The 19,513-nt window shown below is 50.4% G+C and carries 19 protein-coding genes; 18 read left to right on the top strand and 1 reads right to left on the bottom strand.

Annotation, left to right across the window (positions count from 1 at the left end; genetic code table 11):
- Positions 1-90 precede the first annotated feature (90 nt).
- On the bottom strand, positions 91-957 hold the full coding sequence (locus B4H10_RS10270; protein WP_292016858.1) for an AraC family transcriptional regulator: 867 nt from the start codon (positions 955-957) through the stop codon (positions 91-93).
- Positions 958-1,234: 277 nt separating this feature from the next.
- Between B4H10_RS10270 and B4H10_RS10265 the strand changes: the two genes are divergently transcribed.
- The 18 genes from B4H10_RS10265 (at position 1,235) to B4H10_RS10180 (ending at position 19,511) form a co-directional block, all read left to right on the top strand.
- A complete protein-coding gene (locus B4H10_RS10265) occupies positions 1,235-2,011 on the top strand; it encodes an SDR family oxidoreductase (RefSeq protein WP_059077119.1) in 777 nt (258 codons plus the stop codon).
- Positions 2,012-2,031: 20 nt separating this feature from the next.
- Positions 2,032-3,276: an L-fucose:H+ symporter permease gene (gene fucP / locus B4H10_RS10260; RefSeq protein ID WP_059077118.1), complete on the top strand. Its 1,245-nt coding sequence runs from the start codon at positions 2,032-2,034 to the stop codon at positions 3,274-3,276.
- Positions 3,277-3,287: 11 nt separating this feature from the next.
- A complete protein-coding gene (locus B4H10_RS10255) occupies positions 3,288-4,070 on the top strand; it encodes an amidohydrolase family protein (protein ID WP_059077117.1) in 783 nt (260 codons plus the stop codon).
- 141 nt (positions 4,071-4,211) lie between these two features.
- Positions 4,212-6,062, top strand: coding sequence for an ATP-dependent zinc metalloprotease FtsH (ftsH, locus tag B4H10_RS10250; protein WP_170087025.1), 1,851 nt, complete (start codon positions 4,212-4,214; stop codon positions 6,060-6,062).
- 20 nt (positions 6,063-6,082) lie between these two features.
- Entirely contained in the window at positions 6,083-6,619 is a 537-nt protein-coding gene (locus B4H10_RS10245) for a hypothetical protein (RefSeq protein ID WP_292018783.1), read from the top strand.
- Complete coding sequence (locus B4H10_RS10240) at positions 6,616-7,653, top strand: S66 peptidase family protein (protein WP_292018782.1); 1,038 nt, start codon at positions 6,616-6,618, stop codon at positions 7,651-7,653. Before B4H10_RS10245 ends, B4H10_RS10240 begins: the two co-directional genes overlap by 4 nt.
- 123 nt (positions 7,654-7,776) lie before the next feature.
- Positions 7,777-8,250 (top strand): NUDIX domain-containing protein, encoded by a 474-nt coding sequence (locus B4H10_RS10235; protein ID WP_075581807.1) that lies wholly within the window; start codon positions 7,777-7,779, stop codon positions 8,248-8,250.
- Positions 8,243-9,700 (top strand): aminotransferase class I/II-fold pyridoxal phosphate-dependent enzyme, encoded by a 1,458-nt coding sequence (locus tag B4H10_RS10230; RefSeq protein WP_170087024.1) that lies wholly within the window; start codon positions 8,243-8,245, stop codon positions 9,698-9,700. The genes B4H10_RS10235 and B4H10_RS10230 overlap by 8 nt, the downstream gene beginning before the upstream one ends.
- A 4-nt stretch (positions 9,701-9,704) precedes the next feature.
- A complete protein-coding gene (locus B4H10_RS10225; protein WP_113855286.1) occupies positions 9,705-10,382 on the top strand; it encodes a dTMP kinase in 678 nt (225 codons plus the stop codon).
- A gap of 98 nt (positions 10,383-10,480) precedes the next feature.
- Positions 10,481-11,473, top strand: coding sequence for an ATP-binding protein (locus B4H10_RS10220; RefSeq protein ID WP_292016863.1), 993 nt, complete (start codon positions 10,481-10,483; stop codon positions 11,471-11,473).
- Positions 11,474-12,316, top strand: coding sequence for a PSP1 domain-containing protein (locus B4H10_RS10215; protein ID WP_059077111.1), 843 nt, complete (start codon positions 11,474-11,476; stop codon positions 12,314-12,316).
- Positions 12,306-13,040, top strand: coding sequence for a tRNA1(Val) (adenine(37)-N6)-methyltransferase (locus tag B4H10_RS10210; RefSeq protein ID WP_059077110.1), 735 nt, complete (start codon positions 12,306-12,308; stop codon positions 13,038-13,040). The genes B4H10_RS10215 and B4H10_RS10210 overlap by 11 nt, the downstream gene beginning before the upstream one ends.
- 50 nt (positions 13,041-13,090) lie before the next feature.
- A complete protein-coding gene (gene rsmI, locus B4H10_RS10205) occupies positions 13,091-13,948 on the top strand; it encodes a 16S rRNA (cytidine(1402)-2'-O)-methyltransferase (RefSeq protein WP_292018794.1) in 858 nt (285 codons plus the stop codon).
- 71 nt (positions 13,949-14,019) lie between these two features.
- Positions 14,020-15,957, top strand: a complete 1,938-nt coding sequence (gene metG, locus B4H10_RS10200; protein ID WP_292018781.1) for a methionine--tRNA ligase — start codon at positions 14,020-14,022, stop codon at positions 15,955-15,957.
- Positions 15,957-16,733, top strand: coding sequence for a TatD family hydrolase (locus B4H10_RS10195; protein ID WP_292016864.1), 777 nt, complete (start codon positions 15,957-15,959; stop codon positions 16,731-16,733). Before metG ends, B4H10_RS10195 begins: the two co-directional genes overlap by 1 nt.
- Positions 16,734-16,776: 43 nt before the next feature.
- Positions 16,777-17,055 (top strand): TIGR04076 family protein, encoded by a 279-nt coding sequence (locus B4H10_RS10190; protein WP_113855292.1) that lies wholly within the window; start codon positions 16,777-16,779, stop codon positions 17,053-17,055.
- A gap of 221 nt (positions 17,056-17,276) precedes the next feature.
- Positions 17,277-18,425, top strand: coding sequence for a galactonate dehydratase (gene dgoD, locus B4H10_RS10185; RefSeq protein WP_292018780.1), 1,149 nt, complete (start codon positions 17,277-17,279; stop codon positions 18,423-18,425).
- Positions 18,426-18,635: 210 nt separating this feature from the next.
- Positions 18,636-19,511, top strand: coding sequence for a LysR family transcriptional regulator (locus tag B4H10_RS10180; RefSeq protein WP_059077104.1), 876 nt, complete (start codon positions 18,636-18,638; stop codon positions 19,509-19,511).
- The last annotated feature ends 2 nt before the right edge of the window (positions 19,512-19,513 follow it).

The following is a 19,513-nucleotide window of genomic DNA, read 5'->3' as shown; positions in this document are numbered from 1 at the left end:
AGGCTCTTATCCTTTATGTTTTATTATTGTTGTATCAGCAGAAAACTGCTATACCGACATTATACCAGACCTGTCCCGGGTGGAAAAGTGCTATTTCCGGTTGACCTGACGGAATTTACCAGGGGAAATCCCTTTTTGTCTGCGGAACGTTTTGATGAAATAACTGAGGTTATTGAATCCGCAGGAATAGGCAATATCCGTGATGGATTTGTCTGTGTAGGCCAGTTTCAGGCAGGCCTGGTCGATACGATACTGGTTCAGATATTCAATCGGTGTATAATGCGTCATTTTCTGGAAAAATTTACAGAAATAATTAGGTGACAATCCGGCAGCACTGGAAAGCTCGGAGAGCGTAAGGGGTGCAGCGTATTTGTCATCAATGAGCTGAAATGCCTTTTTTAGTTTTTGCATCTGAAGATGACTCGTTTCTACAGGCTGCTTTGTCACAGGAGTATATTGCTTTTCCTGAATGATAAGTCCGAACACTGTATACAGCATGCCTGTGACAATCAGTTCATAACCGGGATTTTCCCGTTGCATTTCTTCAAAGAGTATACGGACGATGAGAGCTATTTTCTTATCATCCTGGTTGAAATGGTTGCGGACATTGAAGGTATGATTGAGCAGATTATTGAGATCACTGGATTGATAATTGGCCGAATGAAGCAGTTTGGGAGGCTCAAATACGAGACATTCATACGCCGTATCATCGGAATCGACAACACCTCCGTGGACGATTCCGTCGCGGATAAAGACGATATCTCCCGGAACGAGATGGAGTGTTTCCTCGTTGAGCGAGATAGTAAAACCGCCGCGGAGCATACGGATGAGTTCATATTCCATGTGCCAGTGATAGGGCATGTTAAAGCGGGGATGATATTTTTCAACATGATAAAAGCCTATGGGAAAATCGAAGCGGCCGCGCTTCATCATTTCATGATAACTTTCGTGTTCCAATGGACCAGATACCTCCTTCTGATGCGTAATATTGCACAAACAAACGATAAAATTATTATATTTTAACATTGTTAACTAACAAAAATAAATAAAATAACCAAAATTGACATAAAATTATTATACTAATAGGTAGTATAACACAAGTAAAGAACTTTGCCTAATGCTATACTATAAGCATGAACAAAAGGAATAACAAAAATTAAAATCATGCATGATGCGCAACAAAGTTAAACAGTTAATGACTTTATGGTATGGTTAGAAAGGATGGTATTATATCATGGATTTACAGTTAAAAGGAAAAGTCGTATTGGTTTCCGGCGGTGGTGCCGGTATTGGCAGCGGTATCGTAGTCTCTCTCGTAAAAGAAGGCGCTGTTCCCATTATTCTGACCCGTTCGGATAAACCGGAATTCAAAAAAGAATTGGATGCGATGGGCGCCGATTATGAATTTCACCTCATCGACCTCAACAACACCGACCAGATCAAACCGATTGTTGATGATGTGGCAAAACGCCGCGGTGGTATTTATGGCGTCGTAAATAATGCCGGTTGCAACGATAATAAAGCTATTGAAGAAACGTCGTGGCAGGATTTTGAAAAGAGTCTACATGGTAATCTGACCCATTATTATGAACTTGTCCGGGCGGCTCTTCCCTACCTGATTAAGAGCAAAGGATCGGTCCTCAATATTACGTCTAAAACGGCTCTTACCGGCCAGGGAAAGACGAGTGCTTATGCAGCTGCCAAAGGGGCTATCCTGGGCCTGACCCGTGAATGGGCCGCTGCGTTCCTTCAATATGAAATCCGCGTCAATGCCATCGTAGTCAGCGAATGCTGGACTCCGCTGTATGCAAAATGGATCAAGACCTTTGATGATCCGGAAGCCCGTAAGAAAGTCATTACCGATAAGATTCCGTTCCAGCACCGCTTTACGACAATTGAAGAAATTGGAGACAATACGGTATTCCTCCTCTCACCGGTATCATCCCATACGACGGGCCAGTGGGTATTCGTCGATGGCGGCTATGTACATCTCGACCGTGCGTTAACCTAACAGCAGGGAGGTAAGGACGTATGCCAAGTGCAAGCAATAAAAGTATAAAGATTGCGTTTATCCTGGTTACGACGCTGTTTTTGCTCTGGGGGCTCAGCTATGGCCTGATCGATGTCATGAATAAGAATTTCCAGAACCAGCTGGGGATTACAAAAGCTACTTCCGGCCTGTTGCAGGCAGCTTATTTCGGCGGGTATTTCGTTTTCGCCACGCCGGCTTCTCTCGTAGCCCGCAAATACGGTTATAAAGGCGGCATCATGATGGGCCTGGCACTGTATGCTATCGGTGCCCTCCTGATTGTCCCGGCCAGCAATGCCCACAGCTTCCAGATTTTCCTCGTAGCCTTCTTCATCATCGCCTGTGGTCTGGCCAGCCTGGAAACGAATGCCAATCCGTATATCACTAAGTTAGGCAGTGATAAGGATGCTGCATTCCGGCTGAATGTCGCTCAGTGCGCCAACGGTATCGGCCAGTTCTTAGGGCCTATCATCGGGGGCATGCTCTTCCTGTCCATCGCCAGCGGCACAGATATTTCACAGAACATGCACAACGTACAGATGGTTTATGTCGGTATTGCTGCTATCGTCGTCGTTATGCTTATCCTTTTCGTGGTCAACAAACTGCCGGAAGGGGCAGAAGTTTCCGGGGATGAAGATGCCGCCGAAGGAGATGGATCGTATAGCCAGCTGTTCAGCTACAAACACTTCCGCCTCGGTGCTCTCGCCCAGTTCCTCTACATTGCAGCACAGGTCGGCGCCGGTGCCTTCTTCATTAATTACAGTGTTGAACACTGGCAGGGACTTTCCGACAGCCGTGCCGCTTATTTCTTCAGTATCGCGCTCGTAGCCTTTCTGATCGGCCGTGTCGTAACGACACCGCTTATGAAAAAATTCAGTGCTGGTAAAATCCTCGGTGCGTATTCAGCTATTAACGTCGTCCTCGTCGTACTGCTGAATGTCGTTTCCGGCAGCACAGCCGTATTCCTTCTCATTGCCGTATTTTTCTTCATGTCCATCAGTTTCCCGACCATTTTTGCCCTGAGCATTGTCAATCTGCCACAGAATCTGGTCAAGACGGCATCCAGTATCATCATCATGAGCATCGTCGGTGGAGCTATCATGCCGTACTTCATGGGTCATGTCGCCGATATGGTCAATACGGCTGCCGGGTATCTGCTGCTCATCCCATGCTTCCTCTATGTTGCCTGGTACGGCTTCAAAGGCTGCCATGCTGATGACAGTGCCAAGAAAGCTGTTCAGCAGTAAGGAGAATTGTTATGTTAGATATTATTGACAGCCATTTCCATATATGGAATCTCGATGTACTTCGTCTTCCCTGGCTCAAAGACTGTCCGGCCATTGCTCATAGCTACGCCGTGTCAGATCTTCTGAAAGCCTATGGTCGCCACTCCGATGTCAACTTCCTCGGCGGCGTCTATATCGAAGTCGATTGCGACGACCGTTTTAAAGAAGACGAATACATTTATGGCCTTCACGAACCGAAGATGCTGGCCAAAGTCATGCGGGCCCCCCTTTCGGCACACATGCGCGTACCCCTTGGCATTGCCGGTGTCCGCGAACCGCTCCATGTGCCGGGATCGCCTAAAGGCCGCTGCCTGCAGAAAAGCTTTATCGAAGGATTGGAAGCATTGGCTGATGCGGGACTTCTCTTTGAAAGCTGCAACCGTACGGAAGAACTGGACGATATGTATCAGGCGGCAAAGACCGTTCCGCAGGCCAAAATCGTCATCAATCACTGTGGGAATGCTACGGAAGTGACTCCAGCATATAAAGAAGTGATGACTAAATTTGCCTCTCTTCCCAATGTGTACTGCAAGGTTTCGGGCTTTCCGACCCAGGATAAAACGTTCGTGAAAGAACTCCTCGATTTCCTGAGCGGGACCTTTGCTCCGGACCGCCTCATATACGCATCCAATTTCCCCGTCGTATCACTGTATTCAACCTTTGATGAACACCTCAATATCGTCCGCGATTATTTCCACGACGATCCTGATTTCTTTGCTAATACGACAAAAGCGTTATATCGGATTACAGACTAATACGCTTATGCCTGTTAGATAGCCACTTCTCTGAGGAAAAGCACTGCTTCTGCCGGCAGTGCTTTTTTCCGTATCATTTTTCCCTGTTTGGGGTTATAATAATACCACATAGTACAGTTTGCACAGTAAGGGAGTGACACCATGAAAGAAGTCAAAGAAAAAAAGAAGCCCATGCTGTTTTATTATATCGTGGCGCTGGCGATAATATTTGTGTTTAATGCCATTGCCAAACCTTATTATGATCAGCAGAGCGTCAAAAATGTCGATTATGGCACCTTCATGAATATGACCGATGACAAATCGGTGGCCAGTGTGGAAATTGAAGAAAATCAGATTCTCTTCAAAGACAAAGACGGCAATCAATATCGGACCGGTGTCGTCAATGATCCTCAGCTGACAGAACGGCTGCATAAAGCCGACGTTTCTTTCAATCAGGTCATCAAAGAAAAGGATTCGCCTTTTACAGATTTCCTCATTGCCTGGATTCTGCCTATTCTGATTTTCTTTGGTATCGGCTATTATTTCAACCGCAAACTGATGAGCCGCGGTGGCGGAAATTCGCTCATGTTCGGCTCGAAAAATCAGGTCAAAGTCTATGTTCCCTCTGCTAATGGCATTCATTTCTCTGATGTAGCCGGGGAAGATGAAGCCAAGGAAAATCTGTCTGAAATCGTCGATTTCCTTCATCATCCCGATAAATATGCCAAAGTAGGGGCTAAGATGCCCAAAGGGGTACTCCTCGTAGGCCCTCCGGGCACAGGAAAGACTATGCTGGCCAAGGCTGTAGCCGGCGAAGCCGGTGTTCCCTTTTTCCCAATTGCGGGGTCGGAATTTGTAGAAATGTTCGTCGGCATGGGTGCTTCCAAAGTGAGGGACCTTTTCAATCAGGCCAAACAGAAAGCGCCGTGCATTATTTTCATCGATGAAATAGATGCTATCGGTCAGAAGCGGACGGGCAGTGCTATGGGCAATAGTGAACGGGAACAGACGCTGAATCAGCTCCTTACGGAAATGGACGGCTTTGATGCCGATGACAGTGTCGTCATTCTGGCGGCTACCAACCGTCCGGAATCACTGGACCCGGCACTATTGCGCCCGGGCCGGTTTGACCGCCGCGTTCCTGTCGAATTGCCAGATCTTCAGGGGCGCGAAGCCATCCTCAAGGCCCATGCACGCAAGGTTAGTCTGGGGCCGGACGTCGATTTCCACACCATTGCCCGTATGGCTGCCGGCGCTTCCGGGGCAGAACTGGCTAACATTGTCAATGAAGCGGCGCTGCGTGCTGTCCGGGACCACCGGGATGCCGTTTGTCAGGCCGACCTGGAAGAAAGCATCGAAGTCGTCATCGCCGGCTATCAGAAGAAGAATGCTATTTTGTCGGATGAAGAAAAGCGGACTGTGGCCTATCATGAAATCGGACATGCCCTGGTAGCTGCTCTTCAGAGCCATTCGGCACCGGTACAGAAAATCACCATCATTCCCCGTACGTCCGGGGCTCTGGGCTATACCATGCAGGTGGATCAGCAGGATAAATATATTCTTTCCAAAGAAGAACTGGAAAATAAGATAGCTACCTTTACCGGTGGCCGCGCTGCGGAAGAAGTCGTATTCGGCCGGGTGACGACCGGCGCTTCCAATGACATCGAACAGGCGACGAAGCTGGCCCGGGCCATGATTACCCGATATGGTATGAGTGATGAGTTTGATATGGTCGCTATGGAAACGGTGACTAATAAGTATCTGGGCGGCGATACGTCTCTTGCCTGCGCACCGGAAACGCAGAAGTACATCGATGCCAAAGTCGTGTCACTCGTCAAGGAACAGCATAACAAAGCCAGAAAAATTCTTTCCGATAACCGCCCCCTTCTGGATGAGCTGGCAAAGTTCCTGTATGAAAAAGAAACGATTACAGGGAAGGAATTTATGGCTATTTTGCGTAAATACTATAAACAGGATGAAGTCAAAGATGCTCCGGAACTGCCGGAAGATTAAATAAGAGAGGCGGAGATAGGATGAAAAACGGCAAGTATGGCAGACGAAACGGAAACATATGGAAAAAGGCAGCCGTCCTGATGAGCCTGGCCTTGTGTCTGGGTGCTGGAAGTGTGCTGCCGGTACAAGCGTATTTCAAGAGCCCGCTGGCCGCCGATTCCCGTTACCGGCCTGTAAATTTCGGCATGGGATACGAAGTATATGTTGATTTGTCGCGTCTGGAAACGATACCGGGACAAGGAGGAAACTGGGTATTTAAAGTCCCTATGTTCAATTCTAAAGAAGATTCTGGACAAATAGAAGGGACGTATACGATTACCTATAAGATAGACCGGAGCAGAGAGGCCTGGGTCTATGATGAAGGGACGCATTCCTGGCAGGCTGTTCCCATGAGCAAACGGATACAGCACAGCCAGATGGCAGATTATGTGGCGGTTAATCTCTGCTATAAAGCAAAAACCGGCAAGTATCTCTATGATGCCGGCCAGTACGCACAAGCCATGGAACGGTATTATCGCGGACCGGCGGTGATGCCGGCTGTGGGAGATGTACCGTGAGGCGTTTTCGTATTTATGGTCTGCTGGCCGTGGTACTGATATCCCTGCTGACAAGTGTCATTGTGGTGCCAGTCTGTGCATACGGTTTGCCTGTCGTCAAAGGACGCCCTCTTCAGCCCGGTGATACGATAGGCATCGTTGCGCCGGCGACACATAGCGAAGATATCGCACTGGCTCCCCATCTGGAAGCACTCCATGCCATGGGGTATAAAACGTGCCTGGCTCCGTCGGCACTGCACCGGTATGGCTATTTTGCCGGTACCGATTCGGAACGGGCCTCTGATATCAATGAATTTTTCCGCGACGATCGCATCGATGCCATTCTCTGCCTCAATGGCGGATATGGTAGTTCCCGTATTCTGGACCAGCTTGATTATGCCATGATTGCGGCCCATCCCAAGTTGCTGATCGGATTTAGTGATATTACGGCCCTTGAGGCAGCGCTTTATGAGAAAAGCCGTCTCGTGACGCTCAATGGCCCGCTACTCATCACTCTTCCGGGCAGTCCCTATTCCTCTCAGCAGTTTGAAAAGGCCGTGACCACCTCGGTGCCGCTGGGAGCTGTGACCATGCCGGCCGGCAGAGTCTTACAGACCGTGCTGCCGGGGAAAGCCTCCGGCAGGCTTATAGGTGGCAACCTTTCCGTTGTTGCCTCCCTCGCCGGTACACCGTATGAATTAAAAGGAAAAGGCTGTATTCTGGTTCTGGAAGATGTGGGAGAAGAATCATACCGCATCGATCGGATGCTGAACCAGCTCTGGCAAAATGGGCTGCTACAGCAGGTGGAAGGAATTGTCTATGGCGATTTTACAGACTGTGGCCACGATTCCGGTGATTTTACGACCGATGAAGTGCTGGACTATTATGCAAAGAAAGCCGGAAAGCCTGCTGCCCGGGGATTACCCTTTGGTCACGGGGCGGATAAGGCCTGCATTCCTATAGGCGCAGACAGCGAACTGGATGCCCGGTCCGATGGAACGGCTCAGCTGATTATCAAAGAAGCTCATACGACACAAAAAAACGCATCGAAATGACGAGATGCGTTTTTTTGTGTGTCCGGTCCCGGTTATGGCCGAATCAGGGCTTTTTTTGTTGTCCCGTATTTGTTAAAATAATCTATTATAGTTGTATATGAAAGATGCAGAAAGGAGTGCGCTATGGCACAGGAAGAACGGGTGCATATGGGACTGAGCGTAAAGGCAATGATTTTTCATGCCGGCCGCCTGCTCGTGCTGCAGAAAAATGATTCGGAAGGGTTGCATCACTGGGAATTTCCCGGCGGAGGACTGAGGCGCGATGAGGACTTTGCTATGGCTGTACGCCGGGAGGTCATGGAAGAAACCGGGCTTTCTATTCAGATTCTGGCGACAGCAGGAACATGGAGTTATCAGAAAAAAGACGGCCAGTTTCTGAACGGCGTTATTTTTACGGCTGTGACAGATAAGGAGGACGTACGCCTTTCTCACGAACACTGTGATTACCGCTGGGTGACGCCGGAAGAATTCCGTACGTGTGAACTTCACGGATCACTGAGACGGTCGCTGGACCGGATGCAGGAGGCAGACTATGAGCGGCAGGATTTCCTGCTCCAGCCGTTCCTGCGTCTTCATGGAGTGATTGGACATGAATAAAGAAGCGCAGAAGAGAACTCCTTTTGCCGATGCGTTAGAGGAATATTGCCAGCAGCAGATGGTGCCATTTCATACGCCGGGGCATAAATTGGGGACTGGAGCCCCTTGCAGGGAACAGGCCCTTTTTGGAACAGCGCTGCGGCAGGATTTGGGCCTTATGTACGCTCTGGATGACTTATTTCAGCCGGAAGGCCCGCTCCGGAAGGCGATGGAACTGGCGGCAGATGCCTATGGTGCCGGACGGACTTTCTTTTCCGTCAATGGGACGACGGCCTGTATTGAAGCGATGATTCTGGCTGTCTGCGGGCCCGGCGATACCGTGCTTATTCCAAGAGAAGCCCACCGCAGCGTCCTGAGCGGCCTGATTCTGAGCGGGGCCATGCCAGCGTATATGGAAAGCCGCTATGCCGGCAGGGAAGAAGTTTCACTCGGCCCTGACCCGGCCAGTCTGCAGGCGGCCATTGCGGCTCATGGGGAGGCAAAAGCTGTACTTTTCACCTATCCGACCTACGACGGTCTGGCCGGACGGTTGGCAGAGATGGTACAGATTGCCCACCAGCACGGACTAATTGTACTGGTTGATGAGGCTCACGGGGCGCATCTGGCTTTTCATGAAGACCTGCCGGCAGATGCCCTGGCCTGTGGTGCCGATTGTGTGGCTCAGAGCACGCATAAACTGACGGGATCGCTGACACAGACGTCTATGCTTCACTGCTGCAAGGGGTTCCCGTATACAGAACGGGTAGCGGCAGCTATGGCGCTTGTCCAGTCTACGAGTCCCCATTACTGGTTTCTGGCATCGCTGGATCTGGCGCGGCAGCAAATGGCACTGGAAGGAAGAGCACTGGAAGAGAAGGCACTTCTTCTGGCCCGACAGGCCCGCAAGCAGCTCAATGCCCTGTCCGGAATCAGCTGCTTTGGCGGGGAGATGACGCGTTATGAAGCCGTTGAGTCCTTGGATGAAACGAAACTGACGATTGATTTTTCAGGCTTGGGGCTTACCGGGCGGGAAGCGGAACGTCTGCTGCGGGCTGCCCATATCGAAGTAGAACTTACCGCCGGCCATCACGTGTTGGCACTTGTTACCTTTGGTGATACAGAAAAAAGCATACAGACTTTACTGGAGGGCTGCCGTACGATTGCCTGTACGCATGAGACCGTGGAGCGGAAAGATACCGCTGAACCGCCAATGCCACAGCCCCGCGTCGTCATGGCGCCACGGGAAGCCTGGTATGCTGAAAAAGAAGCGATGGCCCGTCCTCTTTGTGCAGGACAAATATGTGCAGAAACGATTACCTTTTATCCGCCGGGAATCCCTGTTGTGGCGGCAGGGGAAGTATTGACCGGGGAGGTACTGGCATATATTGACCAGAAATTAAATGAGGGATATGTAACTAATGGTGCGGCAGACAGCAGTCTGGACACGATACAGGTTGTACGGAAAGGATGATATCATGCAAGGCAGGTTGATTATCATAGAAGGCGGAGACGGCAGCGGCAAGGCGACACAGACGAAATTGCTGCAGGAGCATCTCCAAAGAGAAGGACAATCGGTACGGGCCGTAAGTTTTCCCGATTATGACAGCGATTCCAGTGCCCTCGTACGCATGTACCTGCGGGGCGATTTCGGCGCTGATGCCGACGCGGTCAATCCCTATGCAGCGTCTGCCTTTTACGCTGTAGACCGCTTCGCGTCCTATCAGATGCACTGGAAATCATTTTTAGAACAGGGCGGGATCGTTCTGGCTGACCGGTATACGACGAGTAACATGCTCTATCAGATGATTAAATTCAATGATCCGGCAGATCGCCGTGCCTATCTGGATTGGCTGGAAGATTTTGAATTTGGAAAGATGGGGCTTCCCCGCCCGGACCTGGTATGTCTTCTCGATGTGCCACTCGATGTGACAGAACAGCTGATGGCGGGCAGACAAGGGAAAACCGGCGGCACTACGGGTGACATTCATGAAAAAAACGGGTCTTTTTTACATAAATGCCATGATGCCTATGATGAACTGACAGACCGATATGGCTGGCAGCGTATTGCCTGTACAGAAGACGGGCGTATGCGCAGCATAGACGATATACACGCTGACGTATACCAGGCAGTCGCGGCAGTCCTGATACCGTAAGCGGTATTTTTCTCATGGAAGGCATAGTATAGACTTTATGCTTTATTTTCCTTATAATAGAAAGGATTAGTATAGATTTTTCAACAGGAGGGCGCGGCATGAGTCAGGATTATTTTGATGCTGTTATCGGTCATGAGACGGTCAAGGCACGTCTGCGGCGTCTGATTGCCGAAGAGCGGCTGCCCCACGCCATGATTTTTGCCGGACCGGAAGGCCTTGGCAAAGCGCTGATGGCACGGGCCGTTGCAGAAACGATCAGTGACCGTCCGCTCCTGGCTGATTTTACCCACCTGTCCTGCGATGCCGATACGCCATTCATTGAAGATGGAGGAACCGTTTTTTATCTGGATGTTATCGGTACGATGCTCCGGGTAGATCAGTTTCGGCAGCTTCAGGAAAAGCTGATGTTACGCGCTTCCGGGAGCCGGGTCTGCATTATTAATCACGTAGAAACGATGAACAAGGAATTTGCCAACCGCATGCTCAAGACATTGGAAGAGCCGCCAGAAGGCGTGCATTTCATTCTTGTGACCAGTCAGCCCGACTTATTACTGCCGACGATTGTGTCACGCTGTGCCATCATATCCTTTGAACCGGTCGGTGATGAGGAAATGTTAGGCGGGCTGGTGCGGCAATATGGAGGAACGGCAGAATCCTATCGTCAGGCTGTGTTGTGGGGCGGTGGCAATGTCGCCCGTGTCCTTGCCCTGAAAGAGGGAAAAGGCCTTGAAGCGCTGCAGCAGGCACTGTCCTTCCTGCAGGTCATGGCCCGTCACGCATGCCCTTATGCCAAGTGGCACAGTATCTCGGCGGGGTGGACGGATCAGGAATCGCAGGAGGTTTTCCGCTGGATCCAGATGCTTCTTCGCGACATGGCAGTCATGCGTTCGGGTGTACCGGCAGGACGACTCCGCCTGGGCCAGTATGCCCATGAAGTTTCAGAATTGCTGCCGGCCTGGCCGGATTCCTGTATTTTTTCACTCCAGCATGTTCTCGATGAAGCGGGAGAAGCAATCCTCCGTCACGTCAACGTGCGGCTGGTGTGGGATGCGGTGTGTATCCGGTTTATCCGGGCAAAAGGAGGAATATAGTTGATAGTTGTTGGCATTCGTTTTAAACCAGCCGGCAAGATATATTATTTTGACCCGACAGAGATCGTTCTCGCTGAAGGGGACGGGGTCATTGTCGAAACGGCCCGCGGTATGGAATACGGAACGGTGGTCATTGCCCCGCGCAGTGTCGCCGCTTCGGAAGTGGTACAGCCACTAAAACCTATTATCCGCAAAGCGACGGCGAAAGATATGCGGCAGGTGGAACGCAATAAGGAAAGAGAAAAGAAAGCGTTTACCATCTGCCTGGAAAAAATCGCCAAACATAAACTTCCCATGAAGCTTATCGATGTGGATTACACCTTCGATATGGGAAAAATCATATTCTTTTTTACCGCTGACGGGCGGATTGATTTCCGGGAACTGGTGCGCGACCTGGCATCCGTATTCCGTACGCGTATCGAGCTGCGGCAGATCGGCCTCCGCGATGAAGCCAAGATGATTGGCGGTATCGGGTATTGCGGCCGGCCGTTATGCTGTGCTTCCTTCCTGGGCGATTTCAAGCCCGTATCGATCCGTATGGCTAAAGGACAGGGCATGTCCCTCAATCCGACGAAGATATCTGGTATCTGCGGCCGCCTCATGTGCTGTCTGCGCTACGAAAATGATTTGTATACGTCAGGGGAACTCAAATGCCAGAACTGCCAGAAAAATTGTGAACAACAGAAACCACCGCAGGTCGGACAGCGGGTCATTACCGATGAAGGCCTTGGTACGGTCCTGCGCGTCCATATGAAAGACCATACGGTCAAGGTACAACTCGAATCAGGGCACAATGTCAACGTTCCCTGGTCGGATGTAGCCGAACCAGATCATGAAAGTTAGTCTGGGACCTCACGAACGGCTCGATGACCTGGTCCTGGACGGGATGAAAATTATCCAGCGCGATGATCAGTTCTGCTTTTCTCTCGATACGGTGCTGCTGGCTCATTTTGGTACGGTACCCCGGGGGAAAGTCCTGGACCTGGGTACAGGGACGGCGGCAATCCCGCTTATTCTGAGCGCCCGCGGTGCTGTTTCCGTGACCGGTGCCGAACTCAATCCGGTCATGGCGGATATTGCCCGGCGGAATGTGATACTCAATGGCCGTGAGCCGGTCATTACCATAGTGGAAGGAGATTACCGTACTATCCGGCAGTGGTCGGACAGCGGAGCGTTTGCAGCAGTATATGCTAATCCGCCGTATCGGGAAAAAAGCCGTGGCGCGTACAGTGATGCCGAAGGAATCCGGCGGGCGCGTCACGAAGAAACGGCTACACTGGATGATGTGCTCGATGCGGCCTCCTTTGCGCTCAAGTTCCATGGACGCTTCCGTATGGTGCATATAACGGAACGCCTGACAGATATCCTGACGGCGATGCGCATCCATGCCATTGAACCCAAAGTGGTACAGATGGTTCATGGAAGGGCAGATAAGAAGGCCAAACTGTTCCTCGTAGAAGGAATACGGGGTGGCAGCAAGGGTGTAGATGTCCTGCCGCCGCTTATCGTACATCATGCCGATGGGACCTATACTGAAGACGTTTTGAAATTATATGGAAAATTGTAATATTTGGTATATTATCGTATATAATACGAACAGGGCTGAAGGAGGTCATGATGGCTGAACAATTTCAAAAAGGCACATTGTATCTGTGTGCTACGCCCATTGGCAATATGGAAGATATCACCTACCGGGCCGTGCGATGCCTCAGGGAAGCCGATTTGATCGCCGCAGAAGATACACGCCATACGAGACTTCTCCTTTCGGCCTACGATATCGGGACGCCGACGACGAGTTACCATGAACATAACAAGGCGGAAAAAGGGCCGCAGCTTATTGAAAAACTCAAAGAAGGCTGTATGCTGGCATTGGTGAGCGATGCTGGCATGCCGGCTATCTGCGATCCCGGCAGTGACCTCGTACAGATGGCCATTGCCGAGCATATCCCCGTCGTACCGCTTCCCGGAGCCAATGCGGGTCTTACGGGGCTCATTGCATCGGGCATGGATACGACGCGGTTTACGTTTGTAGGGTTTCTTCCAAAGACAAAGAAACACCGCCGCCCCGTACTGGAAAGTATCAAAGACTATACGGGCACATTGATTTTTTATGAAGCGCCGCACCGCATCCTTGCTGTGCTGGCAGAAATAGAAGACGCTTTGGGAGACCGCAAAGCAGTGCTTTGCCGGGAACTGACCAAACGCTATGAGGAATATCTTCGGGGACCGTTGTCCCAGCTCCGGACGGGACTGGAACAGGAAGGTGTCCGCGGTGAATTTGTGATCCTCGTCGCCGGTGCCGTTCCGCAAGAAGACGGCTCTTCCGACGATGATTATGCATCCCTTGTCCGGGAACTGATGGATAAGGGAACAGATAAAAAGCAGGCTATCCGGACCGTAGCCCAGCGCTGTGGTGTCAGCCGCCGTGTGGTATATCAGGCGGTGCTTGCTTCAGAGGGCAGCTCAGCCCCTTAAGAAACGCTGGTTCATCAGCCGCGTTTCCCGTACAAAAGGCCGGCTCATTTGCCGGCAGAGGAGGAATTTCCATGACAGACAAGAAGAAGTATTTTATTACCACCCCGATTTATTATCCGAGTGCCAAACTGCATATCGGTCACACGTACTGCACGACTATTGCCGACACACTGGCCCGGTTCCATCGTCTCCGCGGCGATGACGTCTTTTTTACTACCGGATCTGATGAACATGGTCAGAAAATCCAGCGTGCCGCTGAAAGCAAGGGAATGCAGCCTAAGGAATATGTTGACGGCATCGTGGCTCTTTTCAAAGAACTCTGGAAGGAACTGAACATTTCCCATGACCGCTTTATCCGTACGACTGATGCCGATCATGTCAAAGTGACGCAGGCCCTGATGCAGAAATCCTATGACAAGGGAGATATTTATAAAGGAGAATACAAAGGCTGGTACTGCACTCCCTGTGAATCGTTCTGGCCGGAAAATAAACTGCCCGAAGGCAAACACATCTGCCCGGATTGCGGCCGCCCGCTGGAACTCGTTTCGGAAGAAGCTTATTTCCTCAAGATGAGCAATTATACGGACCGCTGGTTGAAGTTCATCGATGAAAACCCTGATTTCATTCAGCCGGAAGCCCGCCGCAACGAAATGATTGCCTTTGTCAAAAGCGGTCTGGAAGATTTGTGCGTATCCCGTACATCCTTTAACTGGGGGATTCCCGTACCCTGGGACCCGAAACATGTCGTATATGTCTGGTATGATGCCCTGGCTAACTACCTGACTTCGGCCGGCTATGTATTTGATGAAAAACGCTTCAAAAAATGGTGGCCGGCAGATCTTCATCTGGTCGGTAAGGAAATTGTACGGTTCCATTCGATTATATGGCCCATTATGCTGATGAGTGCCGGTCTGCCACTGCCTAAAAAAGTATTCGGTCACGGCTGGCTGATTGTCGATGGGACGAAGATGAGTAAATCCTTGGGCAATGTCGTCGATCCGATTCCACTGATTAAACGCTATGGCGCCGATTCACTCCGGTATTATCTGATGCGTGAAATCCGTCTCGGCCAGGATGGCAACTTCTCTCTGCCGACCTTTATCGACCGGATCAATGCCGATCTGGCCAATGACCTGGGCAATCTTCTCCATCGTACGCTGGCTATGGTCGAACAGTATGAAAATGGAGTGACAGCCGGTCCTTCGGCTGCAGAACCGGTGGACAGCGAATTGTCCCAGATGGCCGTAGAAACTGCTAAAAAATACGAACAGCAGATGGATGACATGAAGATTAATGACGCCCTTAACGATACATGGGCTCTGATCCATCGCAGCAATAAATATATCGATGAAACGACACCGTGGATTCTCGCCAAAGACCCGGCTAAAAAAGAACGCCTCCAGACTGTTCTGTACAATCTCCTGGAAGTACAGCGTATCATTGCCATGCTGGTAAGCCCGGTCATCCCGTCGGCGGCTGCTGAAATATGGAAACAGCTGGGGCTGGGTGATTTCTCCCAGGCAATTTTGGCAGATGGACAGACTTGGGGCCTGTATCCGGCCGGTACGAAAGTTTGCAAAGGAGCGCCTTTGTTCCCACGGTATGATCCGAAAGAAGAAATTGCTGAAGCGGAAGAAGAAAAGAAAGCGGCCGCTGCCTGCCCTGCAGCAAAAGAACCGTTCAAAGATGAAATCAACATTGATGATTTCGGCAAAAATGATCTCCGCGTCGGCAAAATTGTAGCCTGTGAAAAAGTACCGAAAGCCAAAAAACTTCTCAAAATCCAGGTTGATTTGGGTACAGAAACCCGTCAGATTGTCAGTGGTATTTCTCTGTATTATAAGCCGGAAGACCTGATTGGTCATAATGTTATTGTCGTGACGAATCTGAAACCGGTTAAGCTGTGTGGTGTAGAATCGAAAGGGATGCTGCTGGCAGCATCGGATGGCAACGATCATCTGCAGGTCGTCTTTGTCGATGGCATGGCACCGGGAAGCCGCGTCCGCTGATGTTGTTTGATACACACTGTCATCTTTACGATGCAGCGTATGATGCAGACCGGCCGGCCGTGCTGGAGCGTGCCTGTGCTGCCGGTATTGGAAGGATGCTCTGCCCGGCGACGGACCGGCAGTCTTCTGAAGCCTGCGTAGAACTGGCACGGCACTATGACGGGATATATGCAGCGGTAGGAATCCATCCGCAGGAAGCGGGCCGCGTGCAGCCTGGTGATATAGAAGCAATCCGCCGTATGGCGGAGCAGGAGCCGGCTGTCGTGGCTATTGGCGAAGTGGGCCTCGATTATCATTACGACACGCCGGCACGGGACACGCAAAAAGAAATCTTCATTGAGATGATAGGTCTGGCCCGCGATTTAGACCTTCCTATTGACATTCATGACCGGGAGGCCCACGGCGATACAATGGAAATCCTCCGTCGGTATGGAAAGGGCTTGCGCGGCGTCTTCCATTGTTATTCCGGGAGCCTGGAAATGACGACAGAACTGATCCGCATGGGGTTTTATTTTGGCTTTACCGGTACGGTCGTATTTCCCAATTCCAAGCGGGCAAAACAGGTGGCTTCCCGTATCCCGATGGAACGCCTGCTCATCGAAACGGATAGTCCCTACCTGACACCGCCGCCGTACCGGGGCAGACGCAATGAGCCGGCCTATGTGCGGTATGTGGCAGAGGAAATAGCCCGGCTGCGCGGCCTCGATGTAGAATACGTCATCAGTCAGACTACGGCTAATGGGTTGCAAGTATTCGGAATAGCAGAAGATGTCTGAATCTCATCGGACGCCATTGGTCCGCTCAGAAAAGGAGAGTAGTATGACACGAGGAAAACGGCCGGACATACGGCTGACCATTACGGGAAAGTTAGGGAAAATGGGCTGTCACCGTGGTCATCATGTCGGTGAAACGTTTGATTATGATACCGAACGGGGCAGGATTTGCCCTATGGCACTTCACTGCGCCTTTCCCTATATTGACATCCTGCGCTACGGAGGCACATTGCCGGGACAGCCGGAAGGAACGGCAGAATTTTGTTGTTCCGATGCGGATGTGGCCATGGTATTTAAAGCAGAAGTCATAAAAGAAGAGGAATAAGTCCGGATAGGCGGGCATACGAAACAACCCTGTTTCGTGTGCCCGCTTTTTTGTTCCAGGGCAGGATTTGTCTGCCATGAATCGCCGATACATCGTCCAGAGGGACCGCTTCAGGCCCACCTGGCACCGGGATGTTGCGGTTGGACAAGGCAATTGATATAATTGGAAATGTATAAGATAATCTTATGAGTCATCTGCCAAAGGTGTGAGGAGGCGTAAACATGAAAATTCAATCGATAGAGTTATTTAAGGTACCACCCCGCTGGCTATTTTTAAAGATTACGACCGACACGGGGCTTTCAGGCTGGGGCGAACCGGTTATTGAAGGACGCGCTGATACGGTAGCTGCTGCTGTTAGAGAGTTGGAAGAGTACCTTATCGGCAAAGAGGCCGGGCGGATTGAAGACTTGTGGAATGTATTGTACCGCGCTGGTTTTTATCGTGGCGGTCCTGTCCTGATGAGTGCCATTTCCGGTATTGAACAAGCGTTGTGGGATATTAAGGGCAAAGCCCTGGGCGTGCCCGTATACGAGCTCCTGGGCGGCGTATGCCACGATAAAATGAAAGTATACTGTTGGATTGGCGGCGATCAGCCCGACGAAGTGCTGCAGGCGGCAAAAGAAAAATACGAACAGGGATACCGGGCTGTTAAGATGAACGGTGTTCCCAAGGTAGGCTGGATCCAGAACAACCGACAGATTGATGAAGCCGTAGCCCGTGTGGCATCTATCCGGGAAGCATTCGGGTACGATATGGATATTGCCGTCGATTTCCATGGCCGTGTCCATAAACCGCTGGCTTTTACGCTCATGAAAGAACTGGAACCGTACCGTCTCCTTTTCGTCGAAGAACCGGTCCTTTGTGAAAATGAAGAAATTTTCCCCATGCTGCGGCAACAGTTCTCTACGCCCATTGCTACAGGAGAACGGAATTATACCCGCTGGGGATTCAAGCAGATGCTGGCCCGGGGCGGTGTCGATTATATCCAGCCCGATCCCTGCCATTGCGGGGGAATCCTGGAAACGAAGAAGATTGCGGCTATGGCAGAAGCCTACGATGTAGCACTGGCTCCTCACTGCCCGCTTGGTCCGATTGCCCTTGCGGTGGCACTGCAGGTTGATTTCTGCACATATAATGCGGTCATTCAGGAACAAAGCCTGGGAATCCATTATAATCAGGGATCTGACCTGCTTGATTATCTGAAAGACCCGTCCGTATTTATCTATCATCAGGGATATGTCAATCTTCTGACAAAACCAGGGCTGGGAATCGAAATAGACGAAGCAAAGGTACGGGCTGCTGCAGCCGTGGGACATCATTGGAAGAATCCCGTATGGCGCGATGAGACGGGTACCGTATTGGAATGGTAGTACACGTAAAATGAGAATGGTGTATCCTGAACCAAATGTGGACCGATATATATTGTTAACAAGTAGAAAAATAGTATAACCGTGCATAGTACAGCTGTTTCCACCGTATTACACCTTGATTAAATTTCAGAAATACCGTAGAATGTTCATGAGGATTACGCTTAAATTATTGATACGTATTATATTTCTAATTGAGAGAGGAGCCGCCTCATGCTAGATTTTCGTATTCATACGTTTTTGTGTGTCTGCCGCCATATGAACTATACCAAGGCTGCAGCAGAGCTGCATATCACACAGCCGGCTGTCTCACAGCACATCCGCTACCTGGAAAATGAGTACCATGCCAAATTATTCGATTATACGGGCAAGCACCTCATTCTGACACAGGCCGGACATATCCTTCTGGATGCAGCAGCTACTATCCGGCATGATGATCTCATCCTGAAGGAAAAACTGCAGGAACTCAGACGCAGTACGAAAATCGTTTCCTTTGGTGCGACCCATACAATAGGCGAGTTTATGATTGTGGATAAACTGGCACAGTATCTGAGGGAAAATCAGGAAGTCCTTTTGCGGTTGGAAATCGCTGATACAGAACAGTTATTGCAGGAAATTAATGATGGTAAAATCGACTTTGCCATCGTCGAAGGATTTTTTGAACAGAAACAATACGAAACTATGCTGTTTTCTAAAGAACCGCTCATTGCCGTATGCGGTCCGGAATTCGATGTTCCCGATGAAGTAGAGCTGACCGATCTCTTGCTAAAACGCCTTTGCGTCCGTGAACGGGGATCCGGCTCACGGGATCTTTTGGAACGGACTCTGGCCGAATACAGCCTGTCACTGGAAGATTTTCCATACCGGGCGGAAATTGGCAGTCCTCAGACCATCAAGGCGTTGGTACACTGCAATGCGGGATTCTCGTTTTCCTATGAAAAATCGGTGCGTGATGAATTAGCCGCAGGTACGCTTCGTAAGATTCATATCCGCAATTTTACAGCCGAACATTCCTTTACGTTCTTATGGCGTAAGGGAAGTATGTATGGCAATACGTTCCGCGGCATGTTTGAAGCACTGAAAGATTAGAA

This window comes from Megasphaera sp. UBA4382, from assembly GCF_002391155.1.
GTDB classification, from domain to species: domain Bacteria; phylum Bacillota; class Negativicutes; order Veillonellales; family Megasphaeraceae; genus Megasphaera; species Megasphaera hexanoica.
The sequence above is the reverse complement of the archived record's forward strand: the minus strand, read 5'-3'. Positions and strand labels throughout refer to the sequence as shown.